Annotated in this window: 17 protein-coding genes; 2 read left to right on the top strand and 15 right to left on the bottom strand. The window is 59.6% G+C overall.

The features are described from left to right. Window positions 1-80: 80 nt before the first annotated feature. The 6 genes from DXD48_RS03690 to purF form a co-directional block, all read right to left on the bottom strand. Window positions 81-524, bottom strand: coding sequence for a GatB/YqeY domain-containing protein (locus tag DXD48_RS03690; protein WP_117564043.1), 444 nt, complete (start codon window positions 522-524; stop codon window positions 81-83). A gap of 54 nt (window positions 525-578) precedes the next feature. After that, the gene (locus DXD48_RS03685) at window positions 579-1799 is read right to left on the bottom strand and encodes a peptidylprolyl isomerase (protein WP_117564042.1); all 1221 of its coding nucleotides are present in this window, start codon (window positions 1797-1799) and stop codon (window positions 579-581) included. A gap of 135 nt (window positions 1800-1934) precedes the next feature. Continuing rightward, complete coding sequence (locus DXD48_RS03680) at window positions 1935-2399, bottom strand: PTS sugar transporter subunit IIA (RefSeq protein WP_117564041.1); 465 nt, start codon at window positions 2397-2399, stop codon at window positions 1935-1937. 125 nt (window positions 2400-2524) lie between these two features. Continuing rightward, window positions 2525-3226: a phosphoribosylglycinamide formyltransferase gene (gene purN / locus DXD48_RS03675; RefSeq protein ID WP_117564040.1), complete on the bottom strand. Its 702-nt coding sequence runs from the start codon at window positions 3224-3226 to the stop codon at window positions 2525-2527. Then, window positions 3216-4319, bottom strand: a complete 1104-nt coding sequence (gene purM / locus DXD48_RS03670) for a phosphoribosylformylglycinamidine cyclo-ligase (RefSeq protein WP_117564039.1) — start codon at window positions 4317-4319, stop codon at window positions 3216-3218. The genes purN and purM overlap by 11 nt, the downstream gene beginning before the upstream one ends. 157 nt (window positions 4320-4476) lie before the next feature. Further along, entirely contained in the window at window positions 4477-6147 is a 1671-nt protein-coding gene (purF, locus tag DXD48_RS03665) for an amidophosphoribosyltransferase (RefSeq protein WP_117564038.1), read from the bottom strand. Window positions 6148-6435: 288 nt separating this feature from the next. On the opposite strand from purF, the gene DXD48_RS03660 reads away from it, so the two are divergent. Next, a complete protein-coding gene (locus DXD48_RS03660; RefSeq protein ID WP_117564037.1) occupies window positions 6436-7665 on the top strand; it encodes a putative ABC transporter permease in 1230 nt (409 codons plus the stop codon). 90 nt (window positions 7666-7755) lie between these two features. Here the strand turns inward: DXD48_RS03660 and DXD48_RS03655 are convergent, their stop codons facing one another. The 9 genes from DXD48_RS03655 to DXD48_RS03615 all read right to left on the bottom strand — a co-directional run bounded on the left by DXD48_RS03655 (window position 7756) and on the right by DXD48_RS03615 (window position 13865). Then, window positions 7756-8172, bottom strand: coding sequence for a molybdenum cofactor biosynthesis protein MoaE (locus DXD48_RS03655; RefSeq protein WP_117564036.1), 417 nt, complete (start codon window positions 8170-8172; stop codon window positions 7756-7758). 67 nt (window positions 8173-8239) lie between these two features. Then, window positions 8240-9238: a class B sortase gene (locus DXD48_RS03650; protein WP_117564035.1), complete on the bottom strand. Its 999-nt coding sequence runs from the start codon at window positions 9236-9238 to the stop codon at window positions 8240-8242. A 35-nt stretch (window positions 9239-9273) separates the two neighbouring features. Then, window positions 9274-9738 (bottom strand): 5-(carboxyamino)imidazole ribonucleotide mutase, encoded by a 465-nt coding sequence (gene purE, locus DXD48_RS03645; protein WP_006235810.1) that lies wholly within the window; start codon window positions 9736-9738, stop codon window positions 9274-9276. Window positions 9739-10050: 312 nt separating this feature from the next. Then, entirely contained in the window at window positions 10051-10491 is a 441-nt protein-coding gene (locus DXD48_RS03640; RefSeq protein WP_158548921.1) for a MarR family winged helix-turn-helix transcriptional regulator, read from the bottom strand. 104 nt (window positions 10492-10595) lie between these two features. After that, window positions 10596-10922 carry a hypothetical protein gene (locus tag DXD48_RS03635; protein ID WP_117564033.1) on the bottom strand — a complete coding sequence of 109 codons (327 nt, stop codon included), beginning with the start codon at window positions 10920-10922 and terminating at the stop codon, window positions 10596-10598. 196 nt (window positions 10923-11118) lie between these two features. After that, the gene (locus DXD48_RS03630; protein WP_117564032.1) at window positions 11119-11946 is read right to left on the bottom strand and encodes a PTS system mannose/fructose/sorbose family transporter subunit IID; all 828 of its coding nucleotides are present in this window, start codon (window positions 11944-11946) and stop codon (window positions 11119-11121) included. Next, complete coding sequence (locus DXD48_RS03625) at window positions 11946-12737, bottom strand: PTS sugar transporter subunit IIC (protein ID WP_233514960.1); 792 nt, start codon at window positions 12735-12737, stop codon at window positions 11946-11948. Before DXD48_RS03625 ends, DXD48_RS03630 begins: the two co-directional genes overlap by 1 nt. Window positions 12738-12862: 125 nt before the next feature. Continuing rightward, the gene (locus DXD48_RS03620) at window positions 12863-13351 is read right to left on the bottom strand and encodes a PTS sugar transporter subunit IIB (RefSeq protein ID WP_089572604.1); all 489 of its coding nucleotides are present in this window, start codon (window positions 13349-13351) and stop codon (window positions 12863-12865) included. A 79-nt stretch (window positions 13352-13430) separates the two neighbouring features. Next, entirely contained in the window at window positions 13431-13865 is a 435-nt protein-coding gene (locus DXD48_RS03615; protein WP_089572603.1) for a PTS sugar transporter subunit IIA, read from the bottom strand. A gap of 308 nt (window positions 13866-14173) precedes the next feature. Here DXD48_RS03615 and DXD48_RS03610 point away from each other — a divergent pair, with 308 nt between their 5' ends. After that, window positions 14174-14956: a GntR family transcriptional regulator gene (locus tag DXD48_RS03610; RefSeq protein WP_158548920.1), complete on the top strand. Its 783-nt coding sequence runs from the start codon at window positions 14174-14176 to the stop codon at window positions 14954-14956. The last annotated feature ends 86 nt before the right edge of the window (window positions 14957-15042 follow it).

The raw sequence follows: 15042 nt of genomic DNA, 5'->3' as shown, positions 1-15042 counted from the left end.
TGAAATTGAACGTCAGATTGCCGCGTGTACGGGTTTGCAGCGTCGAGGCGTTACGCGGTTTGGTAAAACCGCGTAACAAATTACGCGAGTTTGGCTCCGACGATCTTTGCCGCGGCAGGCTTGTCGAAGTTGCCGCCGGTGGCCTTGCCCAGAGCGCCCATGACCTGGCCCATCTGCTTCTTGGACGTGGCACCCAGCTCGGCGATAACTTGCTCAATCAGGGCCTCGAGCTCCTCGCCCGAAACCTGCGCGGGCAGCAGGCTCTCCAGAATCTTGACCTGCTCGGTCAGGTTGTCGGTACGGTCCTGGTCGGTGCCGGCCTTGATGGACATCTCCAGCGTCTCGCTCGTCTGCTTGATGAGACGCTTGATCATGCTGTTGACGTCTTCCTCGGTCACGTCGCGGCGCTCGTTGACCTCGATATTCTTCACCTCGGCCTTAACCTGGCGAATGATGGACAGGCGAACCTTGTCCTTAGCCTTCATGGCGGCGATCATTTCCTTCTGCAGCTCTTCGTTGGTCATCTGCAAATCCTCCTCAATAGTGCGGGCGGCACTCACACGAGCGCCGCCCCATGATTACTCAGTCGTCGACGAATTGTCGGTCGAACTCTTGGTGACGCCCTTCAGGCTGACGTTGTACGGCACGTCCTTGGGCATGGGGTTGACGGTGATGTCGGCATCCTTCTTGTACTGCTCCAGCCACTCGCTGTACGCAGTGCTCTCTGCCTGCGTCTTCACCACGTTGGAGACATACTTCTTGATGTCCTTGGGCACCTGTTTAATGTCATCGACCTGGCTATCGACATGGAAGTAGTCGGTGCACTTGATGATGTGGTAACCATACGTCGACTCGACGACGTCGCTCACGTCGCCCTTGTTAAGGCCTTCGAGCGCCGCCTGATAGCTGTCGACGAAGGTGGTGAGCTTGTCCCAACCCACATCGCCCTTCTTATCCTTGGAGCCGGTATCGTCGGAGTACTGCTTCACGGCGTCTTCGAAGCTCAGCTCGCCGGAGTTAATCTTGTCCAGGCACTCCTGCGCCTTGGCCTTGGCGGCAGCCTTGTCCTCGTCGGATGCGTCGGAATCGACCTTGATCAGGATGTTCGACGAGCGGCGGGCATCGTTGTACTTCGACAGGTTCTCGTTGATGTAATCGACGATCTCGCTGTCCTTGGGCTTGCTGGTGGGCGCCACGGCTTCCTTGAGCTTTTGCTGCGCCAGGCTCTCCTTGAGCGAGCTCTTATAGGTGTCCTCGGTGTAGCCGTAAGTCTTAAGGGTCTTCTTAAAGGTCTTGGCGCCGCCCGCGCTCTTGCACGCGTCCTTCCAAGCCTTCTCGACTTCCTCATCCGACACCGTCACGCCGTTTTCCTTCTGCGCCTGCTGAAGCAGAATCTGCTGCGTGTAGGAATCGATGAGCTGCTTGCGGTACTTCTTGGGCGTAAGGTCGTTGTTGACCAGGTACTGCGCCCAATCCTTGTCCTTGGTATAACCATAGGACGTGCGCATGCTCATGATCTGCTCGGTCACGGTGTCCTCGGTGAGGTTGGTGCCGTTGATGGTGGCGGCAACACCGCCGGTCAGCTTGTAGCCCGAGGTGTCCTCGGTCTGCGACATAAGACCGGAGCACGCCATGGCCGAGACGGAAAGCAACATTGCCAGCACGCCGATAACCACCAGAACAATCTTGACGGTCTTGGACACGCGGGTCTTGCGCTGCTTCTTGCGAGAGCTGGAGGCGGCGCGAGCCTGCTGCTCGGGCGTCGGCTCGGGTGCGGGGTTCTTTTTCTTATTTGCCATAGTTGGCCTTTCGCATAACGAATCGAACAAACGCCATTGTGTCACAACGCAGCCCCCGCGGCACGCTTGGTGCATTGGGGACAGGTTAATCTGCACCATTTTGGTGCAAAGGGGACAGCTCTGGCAGCCGGCACCTTAGAAGTGACGGCGGATGGCGTCGACCATGCCCTGGGACGTGGTCTGGCCGAGCACGTCGGCTGCGGCATCGGCGTCCATAAAGATGTTCATGAGCGCCTGCAGGGCCTCGACCTGGCCGCCCGGCTCGGCGATGCCCAGATTGATGACGATCTGCGCCGGCACCGGAGCGCCCATGCCAGCCATAGCGTTAAATGTCACGGGCGCGGCGGGCTTCACCACCGCGATATAGGGCTTGGCCACAAACCCCGGATCGGTATGCGGAATGGCAATGTTTGCCGCCGGCATGGCAAGACCCGTGGGATAGGCATCCTCGCGCGTGCGAACGGCGTCGAACCAACCGTCGGCAATGTAGCCACGCGGTACAAGCTCGCCCTCAAGCCGCGCGAACACCTCATCCGGCGTCGCACACTCCCAATCAAAAAACACCAGCTCAGGCGCAAACAGCGCTTCGTTATCCGCCATGCGCTCACCTCTCTCACCTAGTCATTCAAGAACGTCCCCGATGACTACCCAAAACAAAAGGTGGCCACGCGCGCCTTGGCACCAATGACCACCTTGACCACTCAACTAAATTGTACTGTGCGCCGCTAGCCGCGGGGCGCATCAATTGCGACCTTGCCGCTCTCCAGCACGTGGACGCGGCCGTCGGCGAGCATTTGCACGACCTCGGGATACAGCACGTGCTCAATCGCGTGGATGTGCTCCTCGAGCGTGTCGACATCCCAGTCCTCCTCAACAGCCAGCGCACGCTGGGCGATGATGGGACCGTTGTCGTAGACCTCGTTGGCAAAATGCACGGTCACGCCAGTTACCTTGACGCCGCGCACAAAGGCATCGTCAATCGCATGCGCACCGGTAAAGCTCGGCAGCAGCGCCGGATGCAAGTTGACCACGCGGTTGGGAAACGCCGCCAGCAGCGGTGTATGCACCATGCGCATGTAGCCGGCCATGACCACATACTCGCAGCCGCGCTCGAGCAGCTCGTGCGCGATGATCTCGTCGGCGGCGATGGGGTCGGCATATACATCCTTGGACAGCGTAAGCGTCTGGATGCCCGCACGCTCTGCACGTTGCAGACCCTTGGCCGAAGGACGGCTCGACACCACAAGCTCAATAGAAGCGTTGAGCTTGCCGGCGGCAATCAGATCGATCAGCGCTTGCAGGTTGGTACCCGAACCGCTGATGAGCACACCGATCTTGAGCGGCTCAGCCGTATCGGTGCCAGTCGGACGGGTATAGGGCACAAAGTCCAGGCCCTCGGCAGCAGCCATCTGCTCGTTAGCGCTCATCGGAGTACACGACCTTACCGGAACCCTCGACGCACTCGCCCACGCGGAACGGCTTCTCGCCCAGCGCGACCAGTGCCTCGGTAACCGCGGCCTCGTCCTCGGGGGCGACGATCAGACACAGGCCGACGCCCATGTTGAAGGTCTTGCATGCCTCGTTGGGCGCAAGCTCGGCCTGGCGCGACACGTAGGTGATGACGGGCGGAACGTCCCAACCCATCTCGGCACCGTTGCGGGTGACCACGGCGTCGACGTCATCGGCGAGCGCACGGTTGAGGTTCTCGGTAATACCGCCGCCAGTGATGTGGGCGATGGCGTGCACGTTGGCGCCGCCGCGCAGCAGCTCCAGGATCGGCTTGACGTAGATGCGCGTGGGGGCCAACAGAGCGTCTGCCAGCGATGCACCGCCGAGCTCCTCGAGCGGACGGCTCAGCTCCTCGGCCTTAGCGACGGCCTCGGGCGTGCCCGGCTTAACGCCGTCGACGCCAATGACCTTACGCACGAGCGAGTAGCCGTTGGAGTGCACGCCGGTGGAAGGCAGGCCCAGGATCACATCGCCCGGGCGGACGTTTGCGGGGTCGAGCATCTTGGGACGGTCGACGACGCCCACGGTAAATCCGGCAAGGTCGTAGTCGGCAGGAGCCATGACGCCCGGGTGCTCGGCCATCTCGCCGCCCACGAGCGCGCAGCCCGCGAGCTTGCAGCCGTCGGCCACACCCTTGATGATCTTTGCCATGTGCTCGGCCTCGATGTGACCGATGGCAACGTAGTCCAGGAAGAACAGCGGCTCGGCGCCCGAAGCCAGAATATCGTTGACGCACATAGCGACCAGGTCCTGGCCCACCGTCTCGTGACGGTCCATGATCTGGGCGAGCACGAGCTTGGTGCCCACGCCGTCGGTACCGCTGATCAGGATCGGGTCTTCCATATCCTTAAGCGCGGCGGCCGAGAACAGGCCACCGAAGCCGCCGATACCGCCGATAACCTCGGGGCGGTTGGTATCCTTGACCATCTGCTTAATCGCGTCGACGGCGCGGCCGCCCTCGGCGGTATCGACGCCGGCGTCCTCGTACGTCACATGCTTGCTGTCGCTCATCTGAGCCTTCCTCTCCCACTACCGTGGCGCCGCGCGTGCGCCAAACGGTGCTCATAGTTGCGTTCATTTCGGCGCGCGCCATAACAGCACGCTCCGTCATATCAACAAAACAGCAGGTAAAACCTACCAAAATAAACCTGTCCCCATATGGCAGGTTTTATGCCTCGCCGTGCTCCTCTTCCCAGCTGCGGTCGTCGTATTTCTCGATCACGGCGTCGTCGTCAAAGTGCAGCGGCTTGTCCAGGTTGCGGGGCTTAAAGCCCTCCATAAACTTGTCGCGGCCAAAGCTCTCGGGAATCGCCACGGGGTAGCGGCCGGTAAAGCACGCATCGCAGTAACCGCCCTTGGGCATGACCTTAAGCAGGCCCTCGACCGAAAGGAAGGCCAGCGAATCGGCGCCGATATACTCGCAAATCTCGTCGACCGTCTTGTTGGCGCTGATAAGCTGCGACTGCACGTCGGTATCGATACCGTAGAAGCACGGCCAGATGACCTCGGGCGAGTTGATGCGGATATGAATCTCCTTGGCGCCGGCGTTGCGCAGCATCTTGACGAGCTGCACCATGGTGGTGCCGCGCACGATGGAGTCGTCGATGACGACCAGGCGCTTGCCCTCGATGTTGTCGCGCAGCGGGTTGAGTTTCATACGCACGCCCATGGCGCGCAACTCCTGCGTAGGCTCGATAAACGTACGGCCCACGTAGCGGTTCTTGATAAGGCCCTCGCCAAAGGGAATACCGCTCTCGTGCGAATACCCCTCCGCAGGCGGCAGGCCGGAGTCGGGCACGCCGATGACCAGGTCGGCCTCGACAGGCTCCTCATGTGCCAGCTGACGACCCATGTCGTAACGGCAGGCATAGACGCTCTTGCCGTTCATGATGGAGTCGGGGCGGGCAAAGTAGACCTGCTCAAAGATGCAGTTGGCGGGCTCTTCGGCTGCAGGCACGCCCTGCTCGGATACCAGGCCCTCGGCGCTGATGCGCAAGATCTCGCCGGGACGGACGTCACGGACGTACTCGGCACCCACGATGTCGAGTGCGCAGGTCTCGGAAGCAACGACCCAGCCGCCGGCGCGCGTGACACGGACGGCGGAGTCGACCGTCGCGGCGCCGTCCTGCGACGGCAGCTGCGAAACGGCTGCGGCATCGGCCTGGTCCAGACCCTCGTCCACCAGCTTGCCCAGCACGAGCGGGCGAATGCCGTGTGGATCGCGGAATGCGTAGAGCGCCTGCTCGTTGATGAGCGTCATGGCGTAGCCGCCGCGCACGAGCTCCATGGTCTTGCGAATACCCTCGCGCAGGTGGCCCGTACGCTGGGTAAAGTAGCCGATAAGCTTGGTCGCGACCTCGGAATCCGAATTGGAGAGGAACGGCACGCCCAGCTCGATCAGCTGACGGCGCAGCTCGTCGGTGTTGACGAGGGTGCCGTTGTGCGCGAGCGCGATAATGACGCTATTGATGGTAGAGAGGTGCGGCTGAGAGGCTTCCCAGCTCTTGGCGCCGGCAGTGCCGTAGCGCACATGACCCACGGCCAGCTGGCCGGAGAGCGTCGACAGGTCGGCGTTGGAGAACACGCGGTCGAGCAGGCCCAGATCTTTGCGGACCATAACCGTGCCGCCGTCACCCACGGCGATTCCAGCCGATTCCTGGCCACGGTGCTGCAGCGCACGCAGGCCAAAGTACGTCAGTCGAGCCACGTCGCGATCGGGCGCCCATACGCCGAAAATGCCACATTCCTCATGCAGCTGGTCGGAGTCCGGATCATACGTCGACATGGTGTTCACCTGTCCCGCGGCACGCTCGGCCGCGCGGATGGTTTCTTGAGACATGGTATCCCCTCAGAGCCTCGTATTTTTGGCGTTACCTGCCCTATTATACGCACGGCAAGACAAGCACTCCCGCGCATGAACAGCGCTTTTTAAAAGCCCACCGAGCTAATAATCAGTTTTGTTGCCAAACATTTTATCGGTCTATCCAGTGCAAGCGCCCGCGCCCCCCCAGATGGCCGCCGCGTCCACCGTTGGGGATTACAAAGTTGCAATTGGGACGTTCGTCCTGTCTTTTGGCAGGTCGGCGGCGTATCCTTATAACCTACAACAAAGCGAGAAAGGTTCTGTATGGATCGAAACGAACTCGACCCCAGCGTCCCCAGCGCCACAGAGGTCAAGAAGATTCCCCTCATCATTAAGGTGTACGCCGTCCTGTGCATCCTTTCCGGCGTGGGCACGCTCCCGTCGGTCGCTGCCTTTATGTGGCAGGTCATCACGGCACTTGTTAACGGCAACGCCACCGAAAAGCTCGGCGACAACACGCTCGTCGCAGTCGGCCTTATCGTCGCCGGCATCATGCTCTCTGCGGCAAGTGCCGTCATCCTAATCATCTTTGGCCTGGACCTTATCAAAAACCAGCGCCGCAACGCCGCCCGCCTGTCCTACATCCTTATTGCATTCACCGTCGTCGAGCTTTTGGTCGACGTGATGCTCCAGGGCATCGGGCCCTTCCTGCTGCGTCCCGCGATCCAGCTCGGCATCCTTGTTGCACTTTCGGCAACCGTCGACCCCACGCTGCGTCAGGAGCGCGAACTGCAGCGCCGCCTGCAGGAGATGCTCGACCGCGACGCCGCCGCCGAGGGCATGCTCGGCCGCGATGAAACCGGCGAGGGCTACATCAAGCTCAACTACTTCAACCTGTTCTGGGTGTTCTTTGTCTGCTGCATACTCGGCCTGATCGCCGAGGACATCTGGCACATGACGGTCGACGACCCGGGCGTCTATCAGAACCGCGCCGGTATGCTGTTTGGCCCCTTCAGCCCCATCTACGGATTTGGCGCCGTGCTCATGACCATGGTGCTTAACCGCTTCTACAAAAAGAACCCCATCATCATTTTCCTGGTGAGCGCCCTGCTCGGCGCCAGCTTTGAGGTGTTCGTGGGCTGGTTTATGCAGACCGCGTTTGGCGTGGTCTCGTGGAGCTACTCGCACATAACGCTGTTCGGTTTGCCCGATCCGCTCGTGGTCCTCACGGGCGGACGCACCTGCACGGGCTTCGCCTGCTTGTGGGGCCTGGGCGGCCTCATCTGGATCAAGCTGCTGCTGCCGAGGCTGCTTAAGCTTATCAACAAGATCCCCTGGAAGAGCCGCTACTCGGCCACCGTCATCTTTACCGTTATCATGCTGGTCGACGGCGTCATGACGCTGCAGTCGCTCGACTACTGGTACCAGCGCGTTAACGGCACGGAGCCGGACATTCCCGTCGCACAGTTCTACGGAGAGCACTTCGATAACGAGTACATGGAAAACCGCTTCCAGAGCATGACCATGAGCCCCAAGGATGCGACGCGCGTATAGCGCTCACCGCGCCCAAAACGCAAAATGCCCGCCGGTATCACACGTACCGGTGGGCATTTTTATAAACGATCCTTCTATCGACGCAATCCTCTATGCCTCGCGCTCGACCTCACTCACGCATTCGTTCTTGATGGTGCCAACGAGCGCCTGCAGCGCATCGACCACGTGCGGGCGAATGTCCCCGCCGATAAGCACGAGCATGATGTCGTCACCTACGGCAAGCTCGCCGCTTGCCAGCCACACGCGCACATAGCCGATACCCGGCATCGCACGCGTCGCCTCGATAGCAGCCTGCACCTTCTGAGCATCGAAGCCAAACACCATGCCGCCCACCTTATGCCCAGGCGCCACGCCATCGGTCTCGACTCCGCGCACCTCAGCCTTGGGCGTCGCGCGCACCACACCGTTATGCGTCAGATACATCCCACAGCCTGCCGCCGAAGCATCGGCCTTGGCCTCGCGCAGCCAAGCATCAATCGAAGGCATCAATTTGCCACTCTCGAGCATCATTTCTCCCTTACCGTCGTCGAGTAGCCAATTTGGGACGGGGCCTTTTTAGCTACTCTCGAACAACTTATTCCTCGACTGGCGTGAGCACCATGACGGCGCGTGTGTTGCTCAGCGACAGCGAACGACAGGTCACGAGCGTTACAACCTTGGTTGCCGAAGCGGCACGATCGGTGGCATCACTCGCCACGGCAGAGGCGCCGTCGAGCATCTCGGACAGGTGGTTCTTGAGTCCGTCGTCGCCCTCAAAATTGGTCGTGCGCGCCTTGGCATACGTGTCCTCGACCACCTTGGTCGCCAGCGGACGCAACTTATACGTCGCATCGCGCGTGATGTAGTACACATATTCAATGCTATCGAACGTTGCCTGGTCAGTCGTATCCGAAATCACGTTGAACATCGACCCATCGTTCATATGGTGGCCGTAGATCGTGGTCTGCTGGTCGACCATTCCCGGCGCGGTGTCATCGCTATCCAGGAAAATAGCACCGGACGCGTTAGCCGTTCCGTCGAACAGCGTGTTGAGGTATTTGGAGTTGTTGTTGGTCTGCACCACGGGATAGTTGATGTTGGTTCCCGGCACGTAAATCCAACCCACAATCTCGGGGTTCGTCTGAGCAAGCGCATCAAAGTCGATAATCGGCACGCCGCTGGCGTCCTTATCGCTTACATATTGCTTCTCGATTTTCTGATACGAATCGCTCGCCTGCTTATAGCCAATCTGGGCATTAATAAAAATAGCGGCGGCGGCGACAATCAGACCGATACCGATGATGATGAGCAGAATGGGAATAATGGAGCGGCGCTTTTTGCGCGGCGGCTCGGTGCAATCCGACGGCGCGGCATGCGATGAAGACCGGGGCGGCTTCTTAGCGGAGCTATAAGACGAAGGACGATATGCGGCCGGCGCGGCCTGTCGACGATGCGTCGCCGGTGTCACGGGGCGCGGCGCGCGCGGCTGCTGAGGAGAGGATGTCCGACCCTGCTGTGCCGCACGGGCAGCACCCGGCTTCGACGGATCGGGAATCTGAGAAGCCTTGAATCGTTTTTCCTGATAATCGGACATGGCTCTCCTTATACTGCGGTGAAACGGCGGAACGCTTAGGCGTCAGCCATCTCCTGCTTCATCTTCTCGATAACCTTGCGGTACTCGGGGTCGCAAGCACCCAGAATCTGTGTGGCATAGATGGCGGCGTTCTTGGCACCGTTGATGGCAACGCAGGCCACGGGCACGCCCGAAGGCATCTGCACCATCGACAGCAGCGAATCCATACCGCCCAGGTCACTCGTCTTCATAGGCACGCCGATAACCGGCAGCGGCGTAAAGGCAGCCACGACACCACCCAAGTGAGCGGCCTTGCCGGCGGCGGCGATAATCACTTTGATACCGCGATCGGCGGCAGTCGAAGCCCACTCGTGGACCTTCGCCGGCGTGCGGTGCGCGCTCGCAATGACGAGCTCATAGGGCACACCCAGTGCCTCGAGCTCGGCGGTGCAGCCTTCCATAACGCCCAGATCGGACTTGGAACCCATGATGATCCCGACAACCGGCTTTTGATCTGCCATAAACAAAGACCTCCTGTTGAGAGCGGCGACGCGGCGGATCCGCGACCCTTAACTACTGAGAGTAGTATAGCTGCTCCCGTCCCTGCGGTCTGCGGGTGCCCCGCGGCGGTCTGGTGTTTTCATCTTCACTCCGGTTGCTTCGCAAAGTCGTTCAGATGAAAACACCAGACCGCCGCGGGGCACCCTCGACCTACCGGGGATTGCCATGACGTACGTTGGCTGATTTGGTTTGGAATGAGATGCTGACGGTAGTCAATGGGCACAACTGTCCCGGGTGCATTTCAAGATGCACCTAAATGTCTGTCTTTATCCTTATAGATTGTCCAGGTAGTCGTCGGCATCATAGGTAAGGCTGTAAGCTTTATTCAGGATGCGCACGAGCTCCTGGGCATCGTGCTCGCCGAGCGCTGAGAGTTGTTTCGAGAGCGATGCCACACTCTCGGCATTTTTTTTCGCCGCGAAATCACGGCCTTCCTCGGTAATGCTCACCAGCACACGCCGACGATCGTTTGGATCGGTCCTGCGCTGAACGTAACCCTTGCTCTCGAGTGAATCCAAGATATGCGACATGCGCGCACGGGAAAATTTCAGCTTCTTGGCAATCTCGGAGGGAGTGACATCACCGTCAATACCCGATAGATACTGTAAAACCGGTGCCTCGCCCACACTGGCGCCGCCGGCAGCACTCAAGGATCCCTTGGCAAGGGAACGTGAGTACACAATCAGTTTTCGAGCGACGTCATCGTAATCCACTGGGGATATTGTCCTTTGCAACTCTAGAAGGGCCATAAAACCGTCATTTGCCGTACATTAGTTAACATTCGCAACAATTATTTATGATACCCCAACGCGGAAGTCTATTGCTCGTCCTTCTTGCGTCGCATAAGCTCCTCAACGTCGATACCCGCGGCCTCAAGCATGCGCTCGACATTCTTTTTGGCGTTGGTCGTGCCAACCTTAAGCACGATCGAAAGCGGAGTGCCCACCACCAGGCACACGATGCCCACGGGGACACCCCAGCCGGGGCCTCCCTGCATACCCCACATCCCCACCAAAAAGCCAATAGCCACGAGCGAATAGCCCAGGCGCAGCCAAACGTTGAGCCGCTGAATAGCATCGGTCTGCATCTTTGCCTCGCGGATCAAGTCGTCGCGCGAAAGGTCGTGTCCGTGTTTCTCGTGCATATGGGTCCTCCTCGTGCAAAGCGTGCATCATGTGCAAGTGCATCGTTTTTCGAATACGTCATCTTTCAAGAGCAATATAGCGGGTGTCGTGTAGGCGATGGAGGTCGCTGGCCATATTGCCCTTGAAGGGCGGCGCAAAATCAGAAGGCCGTGCGGTTGAGGCCGCACGGCCTTACAGGGGGCCAGGGGATGATGACTAGTAGCTCAGTGCCGGGTCGAAGAAGCCAATAACAACGCCCACGAATGCGATCACGACGAGAATCAGCATCATAACGATGGGGTTGACCTTCTTCTTGGTCATCATGTACCAGCAGAAGACGATGAAGACCATCGGCAGCAGGTGCGGATAGATGCCATCGAGCGTGTCCTGGAACTTACCGCCACCGGGCAGCACCAGGTTGGGGCTGCAGGTGATGGAGACCCAGGTAGCACCGACTGCACCGATGACCATGGTACCGACCATCACGATGGAATCACGCAGAGCCTTGGCCTTGGGGCCGACGAGGGCCTCGACCGCCTTGCCGCCGAGCTCATAGCCCTGGTTGTAGGCAAAGCGCATGCCAAGGAACATGAGCAGGTTCCACACGACAATATAGAAGATGGCGCCGAGCGGGGAGCCGCCGGTCGAGAGACCGAGGGCAATACCGAGCAGGATCGGGATCAGGGTACCGACGATCAGCGAGTCGCCAAGGCCGGCGAGCGGGCCCATGAGGCCGGCGCGGATGCCGTTGATGGCGTCGTCGTCGATGGCCTCGCCGTTTGCGCGAGCCTCCTCGAGGCCGGCGGTGACGCCGACAATCATGGTGCCGATCTGCGGCTCGGTGTTGAAGAACGCGGAGTAGGTCTGGAGGGCCTGCTTCTGCTCCTCGGGCGTGTCGTAGAGCTCCTCGACAATCGGAAGCATGGCGCACAGGTAACCGAAGGTCTGCATGTGCTCCTGCGAGAAGCAGGTCAGGTTGCCATAGGACCAGTTACGGAACGACTTGGCAAGCGTTTTCTTAGAGAGCTTTTTCTTCTCTGCCATTAGATGTCCTCCTCTTCCTCATCATCTGAGCCTGAGGCGATAGCTGCCTTGGGAGCGTTTGCGAGGTCGATCTTGAGCGAAGCGATCTCATAGTTGATCAGGGCGAAGAAGCAGCCGATGCCGGCAGCGGCGATCAGGTTGCAGCCCATAACAGCGGACAGGGTGAAGCCGAAGAAGAACGTCAGGAAGTCCGTGGGCTTAGAGATGACCTGCTTGAGCAGGATGGCGATACCGACGGTAGGCAGCAGCGAGCCGACGGTAAACAGCGTCTTCATCGCGATGCCGTCCATGGGCATGTAGGTCTTCATGAGGTCGACCATGGCGGTGCCGCCCATGGTGATGATGAACGTCGGGAGGAACGAGCAGACGATGTGACCGATCCAAGGCAGAACGTTGTTGACCAGGTAGAGCTTGTGGAGATCGCCCTTCTCGAGCCACTTCCAGCCCATGCCCTGCCACACCAGGTTGATGGTGGCGGTGCCATAGAAGAGCACAGTGCCGAGCGTGCCGACGGCGGCACCGAGGGATGCGGCCATGCCGGCAGCCTCAGCGGAGGCGGGATCGATGCCCGAGTTCTTGATGGCGAGAATCGCCAGCGGGATGCCGATATAGGACACGGCGCGGACGTCGGCGGAGACGGTTCCGCCGGGGGTCACGAGAGCGATGTAGACAACCTGGATGGCAGCGCCGACGAGGATACCCGTCTGCATATCGCCCATGATGATGCCGACGATGAGGCCGGCGACCAGAGGACGACCCAGAGTGTAGTTGCCGATCGTCGTGCCGCCCATGCCAGGCAGGCGAACAGGCCGAACAGCGCGGCTTGGAATGCATTGATTGCCATGCTTTCCCCTTTCTTTATTCCTCAGCCCCTTTCACCAAGGGCTGTAGATACCAAAATGCGGCTGGCGCCTAACTAGAAGCCAAACTGACCGCGGAACTTGGGCCACTCACCGATGGACTTCTCCTTGATAAGGGCGAACTCGACCGTGTAGCCGGCGTTGGTGAGATCCTCGAGCGCCTGGGCCTCTTCCTGCGTGATCGACTGGTTGTTGCCAAGCTTGGTGGTGCCGGGACGATCGTTGCAGGGACCGACGATGATGCGGTCCATGCCGGGCTTAAAGCCAAAATCGACGAGAAGTTCCTTCATGTCGAGCGGGTTCTTGGTGATCAGGAAGTACTTGGTGTCGGACTTGAGAACCTTCTCGGAGACCTCCTTGAAGTGCTCCTTGGTCCACACGAACGTCTTCTTGCCCGAGGCACTCTTGTAGGCCTCCTTGAGCACGGGGTTGGACGCTGCAGCGTCGTTGACGGCGATAAGACCGTCGCAGGGATACTCGAGGGCCCAACGGGTAACGGTCTGTCCATGGATCATACGGTCATCAATACGGATGAACGAAATCATGCGTTCTCCCTTTCTTTATCACCGGGGGTCTTTCCTCTTAACCCCCGCTCCATCACGAAAATTTGGGCGGATGCGCTGCCTAGATGTCGTCGTCCTCGTCGTCGGCGTCATCGGTCGGGACAACGAGCTCGGACATACCGTTCTTGCCCTCCTGCAGCATCATCTGCTTGAGGGAATCCAGGTCCATGGTGGCAAGCCCCATCATGGCGGTCATAGCCATGGGCAGATTCATACCGCCGAAGGCAATGGTGTGGGCGAGCAAACCCTTCTCGGCCAGCGTGTTCATGGCATTGGTGAGCGGCGATCCGCCCAGGATGTCACCAAGCAGGACAACCTCGTCATCGGCGGTAACGGGAGCGAGCATCGCCTTGACGTTCTCGACATACTCGTCAGCGCCCATGCCGTCCACGAGACTCGTCGACAAGATGTTCGGGGCGTCATTGCCGAGCATCTTGAGGACACTGTGCAGTCCGGGAGCGAGCGTTCCGTGACTGACCATTACCAGATACCGCATGCGGTCTCCTCTCGACCTGCCGTGTGTCGCACGGCTTTGCTTTTTGCTGAGATTATTGTTGCGCCGGGGCATGTTCGGTACAAGAAAATAGTTGCGAACGGCAACTATTCATCGGTTAACGGTAGCAGCTATTTTTGTGCCTAAATTATTTTTTCTTCTAATTATTTTTAAAATAGCAGGTAGATTGCCTGATAAATGTTTTATGTTCCTTATGCACCATACATACCAGCAAGAATCGGGCCTGGCATCTCCGGTTTGCCCCGCAGTGTCAGACCATGTCACGTACGCCCACGACATGGAGGTACCCCATGGATATGATCTCGTTTCTCGCCTCCGAACCCTTCGACCGCAGCGGTGATACGCCGCTCTATGTCCAGCTTAAACATCGAATCGCTCTGCTTATCGCCAGCCAGGCGTTCGACACCAAGACGCCGCTGCCACGCGAGCTCGAAATCTGTGAGCGGCTGGAGTTATCGCGCGCGACCGTGCGCCGTTGCTTCCAAGATCTCGTCATCGAGGGGCGCGTGGTGCGCAAGCGCGGCCAGGGCACGTTCATCAAGCCCCAAACTTCAGCACCCGGCATCGACCTGGCCCTGAATTTCAGCGCGCGGATGCGCGAAGCGGGACGGGTTCCGAGCTCGCAGATTCTCGCCTTTTCAAGCATACCGGCCGTCCGCGGCATCGCCTCCGGGCTCAAAGTGCCCGAAGGGACACCCGTCTGGGAGATTCGCCGCCTGCGTCTCGCCAACGACAAACCCATGGAGCTCAACTACGTCTATATCCCCGTGTCACTTTGCCCCGAGCTCACGCGCAAAGACGTGGATGGCTCGCTCTACGCCTACATCGCGGAAAAGACCGGCATCCTGCCCGCAAGCGTCGATGCCGTCTACGAGACAGTCAACCTCGACAAGCATGAGGCGCGTCTTTTGGGACAGAACGCCGGTAAGGCGGCGATGCGCATCGTGCGTTCGACCTACGACAAGACGGGAACCCCGTTCGAGGTAGGCGTGCTCATCAGCTGCGACGGTCAGGCAAAGCTGCACGTGCACATCGCCGCCGACAAAACAACCTTCACCGCCACAGCCCAATAAATCCAAAACGTGGGCGCCGTCGTTCAAACGAACGACGCCGCCCACACTCATTTTCTATTCAGCCCTAGTCATCGCACAAAGCCCCT

It is taken from the genome of Collinsella sp. TM05-37, assembly GCF_003436455.1.
GTDB lineage: Bacteria > Actinomycetota > Coriobacteriia > Coriobacteriales > Coriobacteriaceae > Collinsella.
Note: the sequence above shows the minus strand (reverse complement) of the source record. Positions and strands in the feature narration are given on the sequence as shown.

Excerpts from the sequence above, each read along its gene's own strand:
- DXD48_RS03690 (WP_117564043.1), bottom strand. The coding sequence starts at position 524 with ATGACCAACGAAGAGCTGCAGAAGGAAATGATCGCCGCCATGAAGGCT.
- DXD48_RS03685 (WP_117564042.1), bottom strand. The coding sequence starts at position 1,799 with ATGGCAAATAAGAAAAAGAACCCCGCACCCGAGCCGACGCCCGAGCAG.
- DXD48_RS03680 (WP_117564041.1), bottom strand. The coding sequence starts at position 2,399 with ATGGCGGATAACGAAGCGCTGTTTGCGCCTGAGCTGGTGTTTTTTGAT.
- purN (WP_117564040.1), bottom strand. The coding sequence starts at position 3,226 with ATGAGCGCTAACGAGCAGATGGCTGCTGCCGAGGGCCTGGACTTTGTG.
- purM (WP_117564039.1), bottom strand. The coding sequence starts at position 4,319 with ATGAGCGACAGCAAGCATGTGACGTACGAGGACGCCGGCGTCGATACC.
- purF (WP_117564038.1), bottom strand. The coding sequence starts at position 6,147 with ATGTCTCAAGAAACCATCCGCGCGGCCGAGCGTGCCGCGGGACAGGTG.
- DXD48_RS03660 (WP_117564037.1), top strand. The coding sequence starts at position 6,436 with ATGGATCGAAACGAACTCGACCCCAGCGTCCCCAGCGCCACAGAGGTC.
- DXD48_RS03655 (WP_117564036.1), bottom strand. The coding sequence starts at position 8,172 with ATGCTCGAGAGTGGCAAATTGATGCCTTCGATTGATGCTTGGCTGCGC.
- DXD48_RS03650 (WP_117564035.1), bottom strand. The coding sequence starts at position 9,238 with ATGTCCGATTATCAGGAAAAACGATTCAAGGCTTCTCAGATTCCCGAT.
- purE (WP_006235810.1), bottom strand. The coding sequence starts at position 9,738 with ATGGCAGATCAAAAGCCGGTTGTCGGGATCATCATGGGTTCCAAGTCC.
- DXD48_RS03635 (WP_117564033.1), bottom strand. The coding sequence starts at position 10,922 with ATGCACGAGAAACACGGACACGACCTTTCGCGCGACGACTTGATCCGC.
- DXD48_RS03630 (WP_117564032.1), bottom strand. The coding sequence starts at position 11,946 with ATGGCAGAGAAGAAAAAGCTCTCTAAGAAAACGCTTGCCAAGTCGTTC.
- DXD48_RS03625 (WP_233514960.1), bottom strand. The coding sequence starts at position 12,737 with ATGGGCGGCACGACGATCGGCAACTACACTCTGGGTCGTCCTCTGGTC.
- DXD48_RS03620 (WP_089572604.1), bottom strand. The coding sequence starts at position 13,351 with ATGATTTCGTTCATCCGTATTGATGACCGTATGATCCATGGACAGACC.
- DXD48_RS03615 (WP_089572603.1), bottom strand. The coding sequence starts at position 13,865 with ATGCGGTATCTGGTAATGGTCAGTCACGGAACGCTCGCTCCCGGACTG.
- DXD48_RS03610 (WP_158548920.1), top strand. The coding sequence starts at position 14,174 with ATGGATATGATCTCGTTTCTCGCCTCCGAACCCTTCGACCGCAGCGGT.